Raw genomic sequence first — 17,253 nt, 5'->3', positions numbered from 1 at the left:
CGCTTCAGCTCGGCAAATCTTCCAGCGGCATCGATATTTCCGCGAACACGCCTTCCCGACGGAACTCGTGCACAACCTCGCTGGACAAAACCTTGGCCAGGCTGCGGCGGATCAGGATCGAGCCGAATCCCTGGCGTTCCGGCGGCTGGACCTGCGGCCCACCGCTTTCGCGCCAGGTCAGCACAAGGCGGCGTGCGCCTTTCTTGCCCAGCGCCTTCCAGTCGACGTCGACCTTTCCCGAGCCCACCGACAGCGATCCGTATTGCAGCGCGTTGCTGGCCAGTTCGTGCATGATCAGGCCGAGCCCCACCGCCTGGTCGGGCGAAAGCAGCAGATCCGGGCCGGAAATCGCGATGCGCGGCTGTTGGGTCGAATCGAACGGCTTAACCTCTATCTGCATCAGTTCGCGGATGCCGATGCCGCGCCATTCGCGATCGGACAAGAGGTTATGGGCAGCCCCCAGCGCCTGCAGCCTAGCGCCGAAGGCTTCGAGGAATTCGCTTGGGCGGCGGGCGTGGCGAACGGTCTGCGTCGCCAGTGCCTGCACCGTCGCCAACGTGTTCTTGACCCGGTGGTTGAGCTCGCGCAACAACAGCCTTTGCCGCTCCTCACCGAGCTTGCGTTCCGATATGTCGTAGTTGACGCCGAAGATCAGCGTCGGTTTGCCTTCGCCGTCGCGCTCGATGACGCGCCCGCGGGTGGCTATCCAGCGCGGCGGATCGAAGCCCTTGACCCGGTATTCGCCGAAATAATCGTCGCTGCCGGTCAGGGCGTCGCGAAAGCGCGTCTCGGTCTGGTATACGTCGCGCGGGTCGATGGCGCCCAATATGTCGCGCGCCCGCAACCGGTTCGAGCGCGGCAGATTGAACAGTTCCGACAGGCGCACATCGCATTCGATCATGTCGGTGCGGATATCCCAGGCCCAACTGGCAAGCGAGGCGGCATCGAGCGCGATGGCGCGGCGCTTTTCCTCCTGCACCAAAGCTGCGGCGGCGATGGCGCCGCTGCGGGTGGCGTTTTTGAGCGTAAACAGGCTGGCGGCGAGACTGGCCAACGCCTTCAGTTGATCGAGTGCGGCAGGGGACGGAAAGTCATGCGGTTCCCGGTCGAGTACGCATACGGTGCCAATGCGCGCACCGGCCACCACCATGGGCGCGCCGACATAGAACCGCAGATGATGCTTACCGGTCACGAGCGGATTGGCGGCGAAGCGGGGATCGATGCTGGCATTGGTCACCACCATAGGCTCGTCGCCGGCGGCAATGGCGTGCGCGCAAAACGAGATGTCGGTGGCGGTCTCGGTCTCGTCCAGTCCGACACAGGACTTGAACCATTGTCGTTCGGTATCGAGCAACGTGACCAAGGCGATTGGCGCCTGCATCACGGCGGCGGCAAGACCGGTGATGTGATCGAAGTCGGGATCGGAGGCCGTGTCGATCGCGTCGAGCCCGTGCAGCACGGCAAGCCGCTCCGGCGTCGCCACGGCGCGTCGAACGTCGGCCGGCAGACCCTTCTCCACCTTCTTATCCACCAAGTCCCCTCGCTTGCAGGTCCCATCCGCAGTGCCGCGCGTTGTGCGCTGCCGTCGGGACCCGGAACTTTTGTAGCAACCAATCGTTACCCGACCATGTTTCGCCAGCCGTGGTTTTATCCGCCACGCCTGCAGTCGCATGATGGGAACGGCGCCAATGACCAAGATCATCCCTGAGAACAAGGCCCGCCAGGGGCGCTGGGGTTGGCATGGGCTGCGCATTCTGATCGCCGCGCTGCTGCTGGCCTTCATCGCCTGGGGCGCCGCCGAGATTTATGGCGAAAAGATCGACAACAGGGCTCCCGCCAACCAGAGCGCGCCCGCCGGGCAGGACCAGCCAGCCGGCGGCTGAAGCGCGCCTCTTGTTAGGCGCTCGCATCAGGCGGCCTTTGCCTGCGCAGCCCGCGCCGGAACCAGAACATTCAACGCGCCGGGGTGAATCTGCACAATTGTTTCGCGCTCCAGCTTGACCAGTTCACCGTCGATGACGGCGCCGAATTTCTTGCTTCCGGTGTGGATTTTCACGACTGCCTTATCGGCCTGATGGATTTCGACATGGTCGCTGTCGCGCCATCTGCCGCGCACCATGTCGAAGAGGGCCCTGGCCAGTTCGCCGCGCTGTCGCGCCACGGTGACATAGATGCCGAGCACGCCGCCGGCAGGGTTGTCGGCATAGGGCAGGTGGCCCTCGCCGAACAGATTGTTGGAGATGCCGATGCCGCTGATACGGGTGATGATCTCGGCGTCGCCAACCGTCAATGTCACCTTCATGGCGGGTGGATTGTTGATCGTCGTCCAGGCGGCCTTTGCCGAAGCACGGATCTTTCCCAGGCGCGAAGCAAACTCCATGGTGTCGCGGAGCCTCACCATCCTGGCGTGAAGGCCGATCGAGAACTGATGCACGAAAGGTCGGCCATTGGCACTGGCGATATCGATCGCGATGACCTCGCCGTTAGCAAAGGAAGTCAGGGCCCCGTCGAGGGTCTGCGGAATGCCCAGGCCGCGGGCGAACAGGTTCATGGTCCCTGCAGGCAGGACAGCTAAGGCTTTCTTGCTATTCATCAGCCGCGCCGCAGCGGCCGAAATGGTGCCGTCGCCGCCACCGGCCAGCACCACCTCGATGCCGCGTCGCGAGGCGACCTTGTCGAGCGCTGCGACAATGTCCTTGCCTTCGACGATGTCGATATCGATGGTGTGGCCAGCCGCCTCAAGCGTCTGGCGCATCCGGTCCGAAAACGCGGAAAGATCGGTCGTCCGCAAGGTGCCGCCGTCCCGGTTCAGCACCGCCGCAAATCGCATGCCCGCTCCGTATTCATTTTAGCGGCTGGAATGCCCAGCCGCAGGCTGAAACGGCGAAGCCTTACAAAGGTTCCATCGGCCGGCCGGAAATGTCGGGTGATTCCACGGACTTGCCCGAGGTATCCCGATGCCCCCGTTTTTTCGGAACAAGCGCCTTGTCACGACGTTGTGAACGTATTGGAGGCGCCGCTTTCGGTCTCCCGGCGACGGTTTGCCGGTTGCGGCGCGCACGAGATCACGCAAGAGGAGACTTAATCATGATCCGCACTCTTTTCGCGACGACCGCGCTCGCAACGCTGATCGCAACTGGTGCGTTTGCGCAGTCAACGACCGCCCCGGCGACGACCCCGGCGCCGGCTGAAGCCCCCGCCACCATCGCGCCGGCCGCGCAGCGGGCCGAGGGCGCCCTGATGACCAATGTTATCGGTGAATCCGTCTATAACGGCACCGCTGATGATGCGCAGAAGATCGGTGACGTCAGTGATGTCGTCTTCGATGAACACGGCCAGGCCAAATCCGCCATCATCGGCGTCGGCGGGTTCCTGGGTATCGGCAGCAAGAACGTCGCCTTCGACTACGGCAAGCTGCAATGGGTCGAGAAGAACGGCGACCGTTGGCTGGTCGCCGAGACGACAAAGGAAGCACTGACGGCGCTGCCGGACTTCGACCGCAAACCTTATGATCCGGCTCCTGCGCCTGCTTCCACCGACAGTGCGCAGAACGATCCGCAGAAGCCTGTCGACCTCAACGCCGCGCCGTCAGAGCCGGTGGTGAAACGCGCCGAAGGCAACCTTGCCACCAACATTGTCGGAGAGACCGTCTATAACGGTACCGCTGATGATGCCGAGAACATCGGCGACGTCAACGACATCGTGCTGACCAAGGAGGGCAAGGCGCAGTCCTTGGTAATCGGCGTCGGCGGCTTCCTCGGTATCGGCGAAAAGAACGTCACCTATGATTTCGCCAAGGCGCAGTGGGCGGAGAAGAATGGCGATCGCTGGCTGGTGGCGCAGACAACCAAGGAGGAACTGCAGGCACAGCCGGATTTCGACCGCAAGGTCTATGATCCGGTGCCGGTGACGACGATGTCCGACGCCGGGACACCCGCTGCCCCGGCAGCCACTGCGCCGCCTGCCGCTCCGGCTGACACAGCGGCGCCGATGGACAAGACAGCCGAGGCTCCGGCGGCCGAGTCACCTGACGTGAAGGCCACCGACCCGACGCAGACCGCAGCCATCGACAAATCGACGCTGACAGAAATGCCAGTCGGCGAGATCAGGGGCGACGATCTGAAAGGCACGACCGTCTATGGCGCAAACGACGTCAAGGTCGGCGAGATCGGCGACGTCGTGCTGGCACCCGACAGCAAGCCGGATGCGGTGATCGTCGATGTCGGCGGCTTCCTCGGCATTGGCGCAAAGGAGGTCGCGATCGGCATGGACAAGCTCAAATTCATGACCGACAAGGACGGCAAGAAGTATCTCTACACCAACTTCACCAAGGAGCAGCTTCAGGCGCAGGCTGCCTACGACAAGGGCAGCTACGCCGAGAAGCGGGATGAGCAGCGGTTGATGATGCAGTAAAGGAAGGGAGTAGGGCAGTACGGCAGTAAGGCAGTAGGGATAAAATTAGGGAGCGCGACAGCACCGGCTATCCCATACTTTTCCTACTGCCTACTGCCTACTGCCTACTGCCTACTGCCCTACTCACATACCCAGCCACGCCATCCTCGGTCAGCTCTGCCAGCGCCAGCGACTGATCGAGATGTTCGGCGCGCCAGGCAAGCAGACGCTCGGCAAATTCGAGCCGCGCGGCGAGGTAGGTCGGGTCGGCGGCAACATTGGCCAGCTCGCCCGGATCCTTTTTCAGGTCGAACAGCAGCGGCGGCAGGCCGCCGCCGAAGTGCACGTATTTGAAGTCTTCCGTGCGGATGACGGCGAGGTTGCACTGACACGAGGCGATGCCGAAGTGCCGCTCGGCTTCCCCTTCAGCAATGGAGCGGAAATCGAACTCCCAATGCGCGGCGTCGCGCCAATCCTTGGGCGGTTTACCTTCCAGGAACGGTTTCAGCGAGCAGCCGTCGAGATGCGGCTGGGCGTCGGCATCCAGCAGGTCGAGCAAGGTCGGGAAGATGTCGACGGCCTCGGTGAAGCGATCGACGGTCGAGCCCGCCGCCTCGCCGCGGCGCGGGTCGCGGACGATCAGCGGGATGTGATAGCTGCCGTCAAAGAAACCGCCTTTGCCGAGCATGAAATGGTCGCCCATCATCTCTGCGTGGTCCGATGTCAGGATAACGATCGTGTCGTCCCAGGCTCCGGCCGCCTTGATCGCCTGCCAGATGCGGCCAAGCTGCACGTCGACCTCCGAGATCATGCCGTAATAGATCGCGCGGATGGCGCGGATGTTGTCGTCCCCCCAGTCGCGCACCTTGCCGTCAGTGCCGGGGCGGAAGTTCTTACGCCTTTGCCGGCCGAGATCGTAGGCCAGATAGGGATGGCTTTCCGCCTCCGCCTGCCAGCTTTCGCCACGAGGGAAGGCCGGGCCGTCCGTGGGATCATACAGCGTGTTGTAAGGTTCGGGCACGATGAAGGGCGGATGCGGGCTGATGAAGGACACATGCGCGAACCAGGGCGCATCCTGTTCGCCCAGCCAGCGGATGAATTCGCCGGCGAGGAAAGCCGTCGGTGTCTCGTCCCTGGAATAGACCGGCGGCGCGTTGGTCGTCCCGTCGCTTGCTTCCTCGCCGAGGGGGCGATGGATGCCGGGAGAGCCGGCGCTGGTGTCGAGCCCGCGCGCCGTCAGCCATGACAACCATGGTTTCTGATGCTCGGGCAGGAACTGGCGCACGCTGAAGCCGGGCAGCACGCCCTCGTAGGTTTTCAGCCGGGGATCGCCCGGCGCCAACGTGCGCGGATCGGACGAGACGTCGGTGTAGCCGAACAGCGTCGGATCATAACCGAGGGCGCGGGCCGAAAGCGCGATGTTGCCGTGGCGGGCGTCGAGCGGCGTGCCGTTGCGGCAGACGCGGTTGTTCATCTGGTACAGGCCGGTGTAGAGGCAAGCGCGTGCCGGCGAGCAGGGCGCCGCACCGCCGTAATGTCGCTTGAAAAGGACACCCTCGGCGGCCAGCGCATCGGCGTTCGGTGTCTTCACCGTGGGATGGCCGGCAGCCGACAGGCAATCGCCGCGCCACTGGTCGCAGGAGATCAGGAGGATGTTCGGACGTCTGCTTTTCGCGGCCAATAGCTGTATCCTGTCACGTCGGGAAGACGCTCAATGAACCGGATTCTGGCGGCGGCGCAAGACCGTCAGCTTTACTGAAATGGTGAACGAAATTTTTCTACTGTTCACGATTGGGATACAGTCCATTCTGAGTTTGCCGCCTTTGCCTGCGCCGGGCGGCCCCTCATATAGGCGTGGACAGCGGCGAGGGCCGCACAAACACCAAGGGAAGGAGCAAGACAATGCTCGACCAGATCAAGGGCCTGCATCACGTCACGTCAATGGCCGGCGATGCGCGCCAGAACAATGATTTCTTCACTCACAAGCTCGGCCTGCGCCGGGTCAAGAAAACCGTCAATTTTGACGCGCCTGACGTCTATCACCTCTACTATGGCGACGAGCACGGCACGCCGGGCTCGGTGATGACCTATTTTCCGTTCCCGGATATTGCCAGGGGCCGCCACGGCGTCGGCGAGGTCGGCACCACGGCCTACTCCGTGCCGGCGGGCACGCTTGGCTATTGGGAAAAGCGCTTTGCCGATGAAGGCGTCAGCGGTCTCTCGCGCGAAGAAACATTCGGCGAGAAGCGGCTTGCCTTCGCCGGTCCCGATGGCGATGGCTTCGCGCTGGTCGAAGACAAGGCCGACAGCCGCGCGCCGTGGTTGAAGGGCGGTGTTCCCGCCGACGAAGCGATCCGCGGCTTTCATTCGGTGTCGCTGCGCCTCAAGGATGGCGGCGCCACGGAGGAGCTGTTGAAGTTCATGGGTTACGAGGAGGTCGACAAATCCGGCAATGTCAGCCGGCTGGCGGTGAAGAACGGCAACGGCGCCGATGTCGTCGACATCGAATCGCTGCCGACGGCTGGCTTCGCCAATCTCGGCGCCGGCTCTGTCCATCATGTCGCCTTCGCCGTGGAGAACCGCGCCAAGCAGCTCGAAGTGCGCAAGGCGCTGATCGATACGGGCTACGGCGTGACGCCGGTGATCGACCGCGATTATTTCTGGGCGATCTACTTCCGCACGCCGGGCGGCGTGCTATTCGAAGTCGCCACGAATGAGCCGGGTTTCGACCGCGACGAGGACACCGCCCATCTCGGCGAGGCGCTGAAATTGCCGACGCAGCACCAGCATCTCAGGCCCTATCTCGAAGAACATCTGCAGAAGCTGGAAGGCTGAGACAATGAGCAAGGACGCTTACATTCATAAGGCGCTGCCGGGTTCGCCCGGCGGTCCGCTGCTCTTCGTCTTCCACGGCACCGGAGCCGACGAGAATCAGCTGCTGTCGCTGGGGCGCGACCTTGCGCCCCAGGCGACCATCGTGTCGCCGCGCGGCGATGTCTCTGAATATGGTGCTGCCCGCTTCTTCCGCCGCACCGGCGAGGGTGTCTACGACATGGACGACCTTGGCCGGGCGACCGCAAAGATGGCCGGCTTCATCAAGGCGCAGGTGGAAGCGGCAAAGCCGTCTTCCGTGCTCGGCCTCGGCTATTCCAACGGCGCCAACATACTGGCTTCCGTGATGTTCGCTGCGCCGGATCTGTTCGATGCGGCGGTGCTGATGCATCCGCTGATTCCGTTCGAACCTGAGGTGAAAGGCAGCCTTGCCGGCCGTCGTATCCTGCTCACCGCCGGCAAGCGCGACCCGATCTGCCCGCCCAATCTGACGTCGCGGCTGGAAGCCTATTTGCGCGCCGATGGCGCCGATGTCACAGTGGAATGGCACGATGGCGGCCACGAGGTGCAGCCGAACGAGATCGAAGCGGCAAGGCGGCTTTTCGCTGGCGCGCCGGTTGAAGGAGCAAGCAATGCCTGACCAATTGCCTGAAATCGAACTGGAGGACCGCGGCTCGAAGGGCCGTTATGTCCTGCGTGGGCCGGGCGGCGCCGAGGCGGAGATGACCTTCACCAAGGTCGGCGAGCACCAGATCATCATCGATCACACCGAAGTGCCGGACGTGTTTCGCGGCCAGGGTGCCGGGCTTCGGCTCGTCACCCGCGCCGTCGAGGATGCGCGCGCAGCGGGCAAGAAAATCATCCCGCTTTGCCCCTTCGCCAATGCCCAGTTCCGCCGCCATCCGGAATGGGCCGATGTGCTGAAGCAATAGGGTGAGCAGCCGGTTCGCGAAGCGAATTCATCGTGCCGGTGGCACGATGAAAGGCTGGCGAACGGCGGGACGCTGCGAAGCAGCGGGGACCCGGCAGGTGGATCGGAGCCGCTCAGCCACAAGGCGAACACGTCTCTGGCATTTGCGCAGTTCGGCCTTCTTGCCTAAGTACACAGTTCGCTGCGGTTCGTCCGCTCCTGCCAACTGACCGAATGGCTTCCTGATGACCGAATCCGATCTCGTCCCCGTCTTCGACGGCCACAACGACACGCTGCTGAGACTTTACCAGTCGAAGGACACAGACGTCGAAAAGCTGTTCGTCGAGGGAACGCAGGGCGGTCACATCGACTTGCCGCGCGCCAGGAAGGGCGGCTTTGCAGGCGGCATGTTCGCGATCTTCCCGCCACCGGTCGAGAAAAGCAAACGCTCTCCGGTGCCACCGGCGCCGAGCGACAACGAGCCGTTGCCGCCGGAACTGCCGCGTGCTGAAGCGCTCAATTCCACCATCGGCATGGCGTCGATCCTGTTTCGGCTGGAGCGGGCGGGAGCGCTGACCGTCTGCCGCAGCGCCGGTGACATTCGCGCGGCGATGGCGAAAGATTCGATCGCGGCGGTGTTCCACATCGAAGGCGTCGAGGCGATAGACCCCGAGCTCACGCTGCTCGATGTGCTCTATGAAGCCGGCCTGCGCTCGCTCGGCATCGTCTGGAGCCGCCCCAACGCCTTCGGCCATGGCGTGCCGTTCCGCTTTCCTTCGTCACCCGACACTGGGCCGGGACTGACCGATGCCGGCAAGGCGCTGGTCAAGGCCTGCAACCAGCTGAAGATCATGATCGACCTGTCGCATCTCAACGAAAAAGGCTTTCGCGATGTCGCAGCGCTCAGCGACGCGCCGCTGGTCGCCACCCATTCGAATGTGCATGCGCTTTGCACCCATTCGCGCAACCTGACCGACTGGCAGCTCGGCGCCATCCGCGAGACCGGCGGCATGGTCGGGCTGAATTTCGCCACCGGCTTCCTGCGCGACGACGGCAGGATGAACTCGGACACCAGCCTCGACATCATGGTGCGCCATGTCGATTCGCTGCTGCAGGCGCTGGGTGAGGACGGTGTCGGTCTCGGCTCGGACTTCGACGGGGCGATGATCCCGGCGGTCATCGGCGACGTCGCCGGCCTGCCGAAGCTGATCGATGCGCTCGCCGCGCGCGGTTTCGGCCGCGCGCTGATCGAGAAGATCGCTTATCGCAATTGGCTCAATGTGCTGGAGAGGACCATCGGCTAGGCGCCCATGCGCTTCAGCCAGTCCTGGCCGGCGCCGCGATCCCTGATGATCGGCAGCGGGTTCTCGGAATCCAGCCGCGCGCAGATGCGGTAGACCTCGAGCGTCTCGGCGCTCATTTCGCCGCGCTTGTAGAAGTACATGGCGGCGGCGTAGCGCGTGCGGCCCGACCATTTTTCGCCGAGCGGCGTGTTGACCAGTTGCCACTGTTCGGCGGTTTCCGCCTCATCGTCCTGTTGATCGACCATGGTCAGAAATCCGCCGGCGGATTGGCGGTGCGGCGGTCGAGTTTTATGAAGGGACGCGCCACCACCTTGGCCCGCTTCATCAGCTTCTGGTACTGCAGTTCGCGCATGGCGTAGATCTCGACCCAGAGGTCTTCCACCATCGTATCACCGTGGGGCCGCGTAAGCGAAGCGATGGCGATGTTGCGCTTGGCCATCGGCGACCACATGGCGGCGCTGACCAGGCCTACCTCCTGGCTTTTCTTGTGGTAGACGATGGCGTGTTCGGCCGGGATGTTACCTTCGATCTCCAGCCCGACCAGCACATGGCGCAGCTTGCGCTTGGCGCGGGCTTCGAGGATGGCGCGGCGGCCGTTGAAATGACCCTTTTCCAGATCGACCATGAAGCCGAGGCCGATCTCATCCGGCATGCGCAGGCGATCGGCGCGAATGGCATGCTCGGCGGTGGTGAAATCGGCATTGGCGACGATCAGCCCTGCCTCGAGGCGGGCGCGGTTGAGCGCGGTATAGCCGATGGCGCGGATGCCTCGCAGTTCGCCTGCGGTCATCAGCCGGTCCCACAGACTCAGCGCATTTTCAGCCGGTACGAACAGTTCGTAGCCGAGATCGCCGGTAAAGCCGGTGCGCGAGATGGTTACCGTGCCGCCATCATGCGGGAACTCGGCGAGGTCGAAGATTTTCAACGTCTCGACGCCGGCGAAACCGGCATCGCGCAGCACGGCGAAGGAGGTTTGTCCTTGCAGGGCGAGACCGGCGACGCTTTCGGTCTCTTCCTCGACCGCCACATCGAAGCCAATGGCGCTGTCGAGCAGCCAGGGGAGGTGCCGTTCCTGCGAGCACAGGCGGAAGCGGGTCGGCGACAGCCGGAACAGCGTGCCGTCGTCGAGCACGAAACCCTCGTCATCGCACCAGGCAGTGTAGTGGACGCGGCCGGGCTTCAGCTTCGTCACATCGCGCAGCGTGACGCGATCGAGAAAGGCTTCGGCATCCAGGCCCTCGACGCGGTATTTCGTCATCGGCGAAATGTCGAACAAAGCAGCCTGGCTGCGAATGGCGAAATATTCGAGCTCTTCGTCCCACAGCGAATGCGGGGCGCGGTAGCCGGCCCAGTTGTACCAGTCCTGGGTCTTCGCCAGCGCATCGATGCGCGCCTGGAACGGCGTGCCGAGGCGTAGCGTGCGGAAATGACCCTGCGCGATGCTGCGGGCCTTCGATGATTTGATGGTGGGCTGATGGTTCATGACAGCGATCCTTCGCGCCCCCCTCTGTCCTGCCGGACATCTCCCCCACGAGGGGGGAGATTGGCTCTCACCAGCGATTTCGCCAATCTCCCACGCTGCAAGAAAGGCGCCGACAAATCGAGCTGCTGATCTCCACCCAAGTGGGGGAGATGTCCGGCAGGACAGAGGGGGGCGCCGTAGAGCGCGCCGTTTGTGATTTGTAAAATCATGCTCACCCCTTCATCGCGATGATGCGCTTCGCGGCGTTCAAGCCCGGCGCACCTGAAACACCGCCACCCGGATGCGAGCCGGCGCCGGCGAGGAACAGCCCTTCCACCGGCGTGTCGTAGCCCGACCAGCCGGAGACCGGTCGCGACATCAGCATCTGATCGGCCTGCAATTCGCCGTGGTGCCAATGGCCGCCCGGCATGCGGCAATGGGCTTCGATATCGGCAGGTGTCAAAAGCTCGGCGTGCAGCACAGACGTGCCGATGCCTGGCGCATAAGGCTCGAGCTGCGCCATGACAGCCCTAAGGAATTTTGGTTTGCCGGCGTCCCAGCCTTCTTTCAGCGCATAGGGCGCATATTGCACCACCGCCGAGAGCACGCAGGCGCCGGCAGGTGCGAGCGATGGATCGGAGAGCGAGGGCAGAGTGATTTCCATCACCGGTTCGGCAGAGAATTCGCCGTATTTCGACGGGCTGAAGGCGCGCTCGACATGGTCGGGCGAGGGCGCGATGACCATGCGGCCCTTGTGGTGGGCGGCGTCGACGCCTGAAAACTGCGGCGGCCGGTCGAGCGCCAGATGGAGCTTCGCCGCATCGCCCTTCATGCGGATGTTCTTCACCTTGCGCACGAAGCCGGTGTCGATCTCGCGCGGCCCAACGAGGTCGAGCATGGTGGTGGCGGGATTGATGGCGGAGACAATGGTTCTGGCGTGCAGCATCTCGCCGCTGTCCAGCGCGACGCCGACGGCGCGGCCATTCTCGACGATGATCTTGGCCACGGGTGCCGCTGTGCGGATGGTGACGCCGGCTTTTTCCGCCGCAGACCTTATGGCGGTGACGACCGCGCCCATGCCGCCTTTCGGCAGCATCTGCGCGCCGGCCGCACCGCCGGTCTCGCCGGCCAGCCTATAGTAGAGGCCGAGCAGCGAGGTCGGCGATCGCGGGCCGAGATGGCTGCCCAGCGTGGCGTCGAAGGCGAGCAGGCCCTTCAGCCTGGTGTCGGCAAGCTGCTCGTCGAGCAGGTCGGCGACGTTCATCAGGAGAACACGCAGGAAGTCGCGCATGTCTTCCTTGCCGAGTTTTTTCAACGCCAGAGCGGTCTGGCCGAGCGCCGCCGTCTCCTTGAGCGACATGCCGGCGAGATCGGGCGGGCGGCGGGAGAGGAATGGTTTCAATATGCCGGCATAGCGGAGCAACTGCGCGCGCAATTCCTTCCAGGCGGATTGCTCGGACGGAGTGGAGCCGGTCAGCACTTCGCCATAGGCGCCATGCAGGACCAGCGGCAGGCCGTCCTTCGACAAGGCAAAGGACGGCATGAAGTCGGTGCGCGCGCATTGCAGCCCGTGCTTTTCCAACTCCAGTGTCTTCACCACATCGGGATGCAGGCGGTTGAGCACATGGGCGATCGAGGAGACACGAAAGCCCGGCGCAAACTCCTCGGTGCGCGCCGCGCCGCCGACATCGACGGCGGCTTCCAGCACTAATACCTTGCGGCCTGCCTTCGCCAGCGTGGCGGCAGCGACAAGGCCGTTATGGCCGCCGCCAATGACGATTGCATCAAATGACGTCATGGGCCGGGCTCATATGCGAGGTCGATTTGGCGAGGTCGCGAAGGATCTCGGCTGCCGCATTGCGGCCGGGTGCACCCATGACGCCGCCGCCGGGATGGGTCGAGGAGCCGCACATATAGAGCCCGCCGACCGGCGAGCGGTATTGCGCGTAGCCCGGCACCGGACGGTTGAACAGCAGCTGGTCGAAGGTCAGTTCGCCCTGGAAAATGTTGCCTTCGGTGAGGCCGACCTCGGCCTCGATCTCGCGCGGCGTGCGCACCTCCATGTGGACGATGCGGTCGCGGAAACCCGGCGAGTATTCGGCGATCTGCGCAATCACGCTTTCAGCGAAACCGTCGCGGTCGGAATCGGTCCAGTCACGGCCGTTCACCTTGGGCGGCGCATATTGCACGAAGCAACTCATGAAGTGCTTGCCGGGCGGCGCCATCGTCGGGTCGAGCGTCGTCGGGATAACCATGTCGAGGAACGGGTCGGCCGACCAGCGCCCGGCCTTCCAGTCGTCATAGGCGCGCTCCATGCGCTCCATCGAATCGGTGAAATGCATGTCGCCGCGATAGACCGGCGAATCCTTCGGCAGCGCCGGGAATTCGGGCAGCGAATCCAGCGCAATGTTGACCTTGCCGGACGAGCCGCGGATCTTGAAATTCCTGACCCGGCGCAGGAAGATGTCGGGCAGTTCCTTTTCCTCGACCAGTTTCAGGAAGGTGCGTTTGACGTCGGCGTTGGAGACGACGAGCTTGCCGTAAATCTCCTCGCCGCCAGCCAGCACCACGCCCTTCGCCTTGCCCCTGCCGACCAGCACATGGTCAACCTCGGCGCCGGTGCGGATGGTGCCGCCGCTCGCCTTAAAGGAGGCGGCGAGCGCCTTGGTGACGGCGCCCATGCCGCCGCGTGCATAGCCCCAGGCGCCGACCGAGCCGTCGACCTCGCCCATATAGTGGTGCAGCAGCACATAGGCCGTGCCGGGCGACATCGGCCCGAGCGCGGTGCCGATGATGCCGGACAGAGCGAAGTTCGCCTTGATGACGTCGGTCTCGAAATACTCGTCGAGGAATTCCGAGATCGACATGGTCCAGAAGCGCAGCGTCAGCGCCATTTCCTCGGCCGACAGGCCGGCGAATTTCTTGCCGAGATAGAGAAGTTCGCCGAGGTCGCGTGGCCGAAAACTGGTCGGGTCAGGGGCGGTGCGCATCAGCAGCGGCTGGATGAAGCGGCACTGCCGCGTCACGTCGCGCGAATAGCGATCGTAGGCTTCGGCGTCGCGCTTGGAGAAGCGGGCGAATTCGCGCCGGTGGGCGTCATGGTCGCGGTAGTTGGCGAGGTAGTCGCCGTCGCGGGTGAATACGGCGCCGCCTTCGTAGGAGATGACCTGCAGGCCGAAGCGCGGCAGTTCCAGGTCGCGCATGATCTCGGGACGAAACAGCGAGCAGACATAGGAGCAGTTGGAATAGAGGAAACCCGGCGTCAGCTCGCGGCTGGTGGCGGCGCCGCCGACCCAGTCGTTCTTCTCCACCACCAGCACGTCGAGCCCGGCGCGCTGCAGGTAGCAGGCGTTGACCAGGCCATTGTGTCCGCCGCCGATGATGATCGCATCCCAAGCTTTCATTCTGCCTCAGTCTTCTCTCTTTTTCGCAATTCCGGACGGAAAACCGCTCACACTTTTCCTGGAATTGCGTAGGCGATCCGCTGTTCATTTTTTGCGTGGTCTGTTCCCGAATGCGCGGAATTTGGCATGGCAGCCGCCATTTTGTCCAGCCATATTGAATGAATGTTCAACAAATGGTCTTGCGTTTTCTTTGGTATGCGCTACGTTTTGCCGGCAATCGAACGTGTTGAATTCGGCTGACGGGACCGAGGTTCGATGATCGAAGCGGCAGATGCCGAGCCGGAATATGACGACACCGCCATCCGCTTCCTCGAGGCGCTGTGGGGCGAGGGTTATCTGTCGCCGGGCGGACCTGATGAGGTCGACCGGGTGATCGAAGGGCTCAAGGGCAAGACCATTCTCGATATTGGCTGCGGCTCAGGCGGCATCGCGTTGCATCTGGTCGAGCGCCACGGCGCTGCCCATGCCACCGGCTTCGACATCGAGCGGCCGGTGATCGAGGCGGCCAGGAAGCGCGCCGCCGCGCGCGAGCTTTCAGACCGCGCAAGCTTCATCCAGGCGCCGCCGGGGCCGCTGCCTTTTGCCGATGCTTCGTTCGATGTCGTCTTCTCCAAGGATGCGCTTTTGCATGTGCCCGACAAGGACGCGCTGTTTGCCGAGATTTTTCGCATCCTGAAACAGGGCGGCGTCTTTGCCGCCTCCGACTGGTTGATCGGCCATGACGGCGAACCGTCACCTGACATGAAGGCCTATGTCGCAGCTGAGGGCCTGTCCTTCGCCATGGCGTCACCGGCGCGCTATGCGCAGGCGATGCAGCGCGCCGGCTTTGCCGATGTGGTCGTCAAGGACCGCAATCCCTGGTATCGCGAGGTCGCGCGCGGCGAGCTGGAAAGGCTGAAAGGCCCGCTCTACCAGACGGCGGCGACCGCGGTCGGGGCGGCCTATGTCGACAAGAACATACGAACCTGGGAAGCCATGCAGAAGGTGCTTGACAGTGGTGAGCACCGTCCCACTCATCTTCGCGGGTGGAAGCCGGCTATGGTGGGATAGCCGGCAATGTGGAGCATGACGGCACCGATGAAAGCTGCAGCGCGCGAAGAGCGATCCTCCGGCACGTCTGAAAAAACCGAACCGGAAAAACGCGGCCGCAAGGCGTCGAAGGAGGTCAGGCAGCAGCAGCTGATCGAGGCGACCATCGATTCGCTGGCCAAGCGCGGCTACGCGGAGACAACAATGGCCGATGTCGCCGATGGCGCCGGCTTGTCGCGCGGCATCGTCAACTTTCATTTCGAGAGCAAGGAGAAGCTGCTGATCGCCACGCTGCAGTATATGTATGACGAGTATTCGGCACATTGGCGTGCTGCCCTGCAGAAAGCCGGTGATGATCCGGCCCGCCAATTGCAGGTGCTGGTTTGGGCCGACTTCGACCGCTCGATCTGCAACAAGCGCAAGCTCGCCGCCTGGCTCGCCTTCTGGGGCGAGGCCAAGTCGCGGCCGGTCTATCAGGCGCTGAGCAGTTCCCGCGACGCGTATTACCAGCAGGTCTTCATCGATCTTTGCGCGACGCTCAAAGAGAGCGGCGGCTACGGCTATGAGCCGCAGGTCATGGCGCTGGCGCTGTCGGCCATGCTGGAAGGTCTATGGCTGCGGCTGATGATGGGAACCGAAGACACCACGCGCGAAACCGCGCTGCAAGCGGCGAACGCGTTCCTCGCGGCGGCCTTCCCCAAGCACTACGGATAACCAGAAGCCGGCCAGTCGAGCCGGCGACGCAACGACAAGAGAGGATGGAACAGCAATGAAAAGACTAACCAGACGTCTGACGCTGACATTGGCGCTGACGGCAACGCTTGCGGCTTCGGCCGCAGCGCTAGCGGTTGCCGCCGACAAGGACTTGATCGTGTTCGACTGGTCCGGCTATGAGGATCCGAGCTTCCACCCGAAATATGTCGAGAAGAACGGCGACTCGCCGACCTTCGCTTTTTTCGGCGACGAGGACGAAGCCTTCGAGAAGGTGCGCTCCGGCTTCAAGGCCGATCTCGGCCATCCCTGTTCGCAGAGCGTGACAAAGTGGCGTGAAGCTGGGCTGCTGCAGCCGCTCGACACCTCGAAGATCACGGGCTGGAAAGACCTCAATCCCGGCATCATGGCGATGAAGGATCTGGCGACTACCTCGGATGGCAAGGCGTGGTTCATGCCCTGGGATTGGGGAAATACCCAGGTCACCTACAACTCCGACAAGATCGACGCGAAGGAGGTGCAGTCGCTAAAGGCCTTCGCCGATCCCAAGTTCAAGGGCCGGGTCTCGATCGGCGACAATGTCGACGACGCCTATGCGCTGGCCAGCCTTGCCATCGGGCTGAAGGACTGGACCAAGATGACGGATGACCAGTTCAAGCAGGCTTCCGACTTCCTGCGCCAGGTGCACAAGAATGTCCGCTCCTATTGGGCCGACACCACCGATATCGTGCAACTCCTCTCCGGCGGTGAGGTTGATCTCGCCTGGGCGTGGAACGACGCGACGGTCCAGTCCGTGGCGGCCGGCGTGCCGATCAAGTCCAGGAAGGACACGGCTGAAGGCATTTCGACCTGGGTCTGTGGCTATGTGCTGTTCAAGGACGCACCCGGCAACATCGACAAGGCCTATGACTATCTGAACGCCGTCAACGATCCGGAGACGGCCAAGGTGCTGGTCAAGGACTGGGGTTATGGCCAGGCCAACGCCAAGGGCATGGCTGGTGTCGACCAGGCGATCCTGAAGGAAAAGGGCTATGACGACGTGCAGAAATTTGTCGACAAGACCCTGTTCCAGTCGCCTCTGCCCTCCGACCTCAAGCTCAAGATGATCGCCGAGTTCGAGAAGATCAAAGCGGGCTACTAAAGCCCCGTCCGGCCTCATCCGTCTGCCCGCCGCTCAGCGGGCAGACGGTCTCGCCAAGGTCGCTGAAA

Annotated in this window: 16 protein-coding genes; 9 read left to right on the top strand and 7 right to left on the bottom strand. The window is 63.4% G+C overall.

What is annotated here, in order from left to right; translation table 11 throughout:
• Window positions 1–4: 4 nt before the first annotated feature.
• Window positions 5–1,531 (bottom strand): sensor histidine kinase, encoded by a 1,527-nt coding sequence (locus ACYHH6_RS00985; protein ID WP_352585273.1) that lies wholly within the window; start codon window positions 1,529–1,531, stop codon window positions 5–7.
• Between the two features lie 157 nt (window positions 1,532–1,688).
• Here ACYHH6_RS00985 and ACYHH6_RS00980 point away from each other — a divergent pair, with 157 nt between their 5' ends.
• Window positions 1,689–1,883, top strand: a complete 195-nt coding sequence (locus ACYHH6_RS00980) for a hypothetical protein (RefSeq protein ID WP_352585274.1) — start codon at window positions 1,689–1,691, stop codon at window positions 1,881–1,883.
• A gap of 26 nt (window positions 1,884–1,909) precedes the next feature.
• Here the strand turns inward: ACYHH6_RS00980 and ACYHH6_RS00975 are convergent, their stop codons facing one another.
• Entirely contained in the window at window positions 1,910–2,830 is a 921-nt protein-coding gene (locus ACYHH6_RS00975) for a diacylglycerol/lipid kinase family protein (protein ID WP_352585275.1), read from the bottom strand.
• A 257-nt stretch (window positions 2,831–3,087) separates the two neighbouring features.
• On the opposite strand from ACYHH6_RS00975, the gene ACYHH6_RS00970 reads away from it, so the two are divergent.
• Window positions 3,088–4,413 (top strand): PRC-barrel domain-containing protein, encoded by a 1,326-nt coding sequence (locus ACYHH6_RS00970; RefSeq protein ID WP_352585277.1) that lies wholly within the window; start codon window positions 3,088–3,090, stop codon window positions 4,411–4,413.
• A gap of 97 nt (window positions 4,414–4,510) precedes the next feature.
• On the opposite strand, the gene ACYHH6_RS00965 is transcribed toward ACYHH6_RS00970, so the two are convergent.
• Entirely contained in the window at window positions 4,511–6,073 is a 1,563-nt protein-coding gene (locus ACYHH6_RS00965) for an alkaline phosphatase family protein (protein WP_352585279.1), read from the bottom strand.
• Between the two features lie 221 nt (window positions 6,074–6,294).
• Between ACYHH6_RS00965 and ACYHH6_RS00960 the strand changes: the two genes are divergently transcribed.
• From ACYHH6_RS00960 to ACYHH6_RS00945, 4 genes are all read left to right on the top strand, one after another.
• Complete coding sequence (locus ACYHH6_RS00960; RefSeq protein ID WP_352585281.1) at window positions 6,295–7,227, top strand: VOC family protein; 933 nt, start codon at window positions 6,295–6,297, stop codon at window positions 7,225–7,227.
• Window positions 7,228–7,231: 4 nt separating this feature from the next.
• Window positions 7,232–7,864 carry an alpha/beta hydrolase gene (locus ACYHH6_RS00955; protein WP_352585283.1) on the top strand — a complete coding sequence of 211 codons (633 nt, stop codon included), beginning with the start codon at window positions 7,232–7,234 and terminating at the stop codon, window positions 7,862–7,864.
• Window positions 7,857–8,156, top strand: a complete 300-nt coding sequence (locus tag ACYHH6_RS00950; protein WP_192259367.1) for a GNAT family N-acetyltransferase — start codon at window positions 7,857–7,859, stop codon at window positions 8,154–8,156. The genes ACYHH6_RS00955 and ACYHH6_RS00950 overlap by 8 nt, the downstream gene beginning before the upstream one ends.
• Window positions 8,157–8,379: 223 nt before the next feature.
• Window positions 8,380–9,438: a dipeptidase gene (locus ACYHH6_RS00945; protein WP_352585285.1), complete on the top strand. Its 1,059-nt coding sequence runs from the start codon at window positions 8,380–8,382 to the stop codon at window positions 9,436–9,438.
• Here ACYHH6_RS00945 and ACYHH6_RS00940 read toward each other — a convergent pair.
• The 4 genes from ACYHH6_RS00940 to ACYHH6_RS00925 all read right to left on the bottom strand — a co-directional run bounded on the left by ACYHH6_RS00940 (window position 9,435) and on the right by ACYHH6_RS00925 (window position 14,304).
• A complete protein-coding gene (locus tag ACYHH6_RS00940) occupies window positions 9,435–9,683 on the bottom strand; it encodes a hypothetical protein (protein ID WP_352585287.1) in 249 nt (82 codons plus the stop codon). The genes ACYHH6_RS00945 and ACYHH6_RS00940 overlap by 4 nt on opposite strands.
• 2 nt (window positions 9,684–9,685) lie before the next feature.
• Window positions 9,686–10,921, bottom strand: a complete 1,236-nt coding sequence (locus tag ACYHH6_RS00935; RefSeq protein WP_352585288.1) for an aminomethyl transferase family protein — start codon at window positions 10,919–10,921, stop codon at window positions 9,686–9,688.
• Window positions 10,922–11,132: 211 nt separating this feature from the next.
• Complete coding sequence (locus tag ACYHH6_RS00930) at window positions 11,133–12,698, bottom strand: phytoene desaturase family protein (RefSeq protein ID WP_352585290.1); 1,566 nt, start codon at window positions 12,696–12,698, stop codon at window positions 11,133–11,135.
• Complete coding sequence (locus ACYHH6_RS00925) at window positions 12,685–14,304, bottom strand: phytoene desaturase family protein (RefSeq protein ID WP_352585292.1); 1,620 nt, start codon at window positions 14,302–14,304, stop codon at window positions 12,685–12,687. Before ACYHH6_RS00925 ends, ACYHH6_RS00930 begins: the two co-directional genes overlap by 14 nt.
• Before the next feature lie 255 nt (window positions 14,305–14,559).
• Between ACYHH6_RS00925 and ACYHH6_RS00920 the strand changes: the two genes are divergently transcribed.
• The 3 genes from ACYHH6_RS00920 to ACYHH6_RS00910 are packed head-to-tail and all read left to right on the top strand — an operon-like array spanning window position 14,560 to window position 17,185.
• On the top strand, window positions 14,560–15,354 hold the full coding sequence (locus tag ACYHH6_RS00920) for a class I SAM-dependent methyltransferase (RefSeq protein ID WP_352585294.1): 795 nt from the start codon (window positions 14,560–14,562) through the stop codon (window positions 15,352–15,354).
• Window positions 15,355–15,381: 27 nt separating this feature from the next.
• Entirely contained in the window at window positions 15,382–16,047 is a 666-nt protein-coding gene (gene betI, locus ACYHH6_RS00915) for a transcriptional regulator BetI (RefSeq protein ID WP_352585296.1), read from the top strand.
• A 55-nt stretch (window positions 16,048–16,102) separates the two neighbouring features.
• Window positions 16,103–17,185, top strand: a complete 1,083-nt coding sequence (locus ACYHH6_RS00910) for an ABC transporter substrate-binding protein (protein ID WP_352585297.1) — start codon at window positions 16,103–16,105, stop codon at window positions 17,183–17,185.
• The last annotated feature ends 68 nt before the right edge of the window (window positions 17,186–17,253 follow it).

It is taken from the genome of Mesorhizobium sp. P171375, from assembly GCF_057786075.1.
Note: the sequence above shows the minus strand (reverse complement) of the source record. Positions and strands in the feature narration are given on the sequence as shown.